Source organism: Parabacteroides caeci (genome assembly GCF_023656795.1).
GTDB classification, from domain to species: Bacteria; Bacteroidota; Bacteroidia; order Bacteroidales; family Tannerellaceae; genus Parabacteroides; species Parabacteroides segnis.
In genome coordinates this window covers 1-1,074 of the sequence record NZ_JAMOKT010000155.1, presented here as the reverse complement: position 1 = coordinate 1,074, position 1,074 = coordinate 1, and the positions used below count along the sequence as shown (strand labels likewise).

Genomic DNA, 1,074 nt, shown 5'->3' with positions numbered 1-1,074 from the left:
ATGCGAATCAGGAGTTGGCGACCTGATTCAAAGATTAAAAATTAACATAAGAAAGTAGAGCAATTGCCAATTTTCCAAAGGAGTGTACCAACAGCCCTTTGGTAGCTCTTACTTTAGACGCTCTTTGAATTTCTGTTTTTTCATTCAGCCAGTTGAAAAAGGATTCGATAGGCTGCCTGACCTTGGACACAGCTTGTGAGAATAAGTCTCTGGCAGCTTTCTCCCTCTGTTTGAGTACTTCCGGCTCTGCCTTAATCTCCTTGTGTGGAGTAAGGACTTTAACCGGATTGTTTTCGTCAAAGAAAGAAAAGTCGCTGTAAATCTTGTCCGCAAGAACGGTTTTTCCGGACAGGTATGGCACGCATTCGTTTTTGAATACGGTCAGGTCGTTGTCCGAAGCCGGTGTCAGAGCTATCATCTCAGGAAAAGGTATCGTCCCTTCCCTTCGCTGTCCTACCATGTGCAGTTTCATGCCATAATAGTACATGTTCTTAGTGGAGCAATACCCCTTTGATGTTATCTCCGTAGCCACTTTCCCCTCCCGGTTTTTACCTTTACAGGTTACAATCGGCATGGAATCCACGATGGATATGAGGGAGTCGCAATCCTTGGGTTTGAATGATTGTATCATGGTACATACCAATACTTTAAATACTTCTGAAAGCATGTTCAGGCGTACACAGAATGTCTGATAAGCCGGAAGTTTTGGAAACCATGATGACAGATACTCCTTGGCGAAAGTATGTATCTCCTTGATGCCGAAGTATCTCTGGCAGTAACCGCAGAACAGATAGATGGTAAGAACTTCCTCATCCGTAAATTCGGGATTGGAGTTGTTGCTGAACCTCTGGCAGTAGAAACGCAGAGCAGACTTATAGACATCACAGATATACATATACAAACCTATTAGTTTTAACTTTTTCTCCTTGGGAATCATAATTAGACAATAACTGGAATTATTACTCTAATATATTGATTTTCAAGGAGAATATAAAATAAAACAATGAGATAATTAACTGAATTATAAATTTTTAAAACCTGAATCAGAAGCTGTTTTCAACTCCTGATTCGCAT

1 protein-coding gene is annotated in these 1,074 nt (G+C 40.6%); it reads right to left on the bottom strand.

Going from position 1 to position 1,074, the window contains the following annotated elements; translation table 11 throughout:
* Positions 1 to 34: 34 nt before the first annotated feature.
* Positions 35 to 895, bottom strand: coding sequence for a transposase (locus NBH15_RS29165; RefSeq protein ID WP_250824219.1), 861 nt, complete (start codon positions 893 to 895; stop codon positions 35 to 37).
* Positions 896 to 1,074 lie beyond the last annotated feature (179 nt).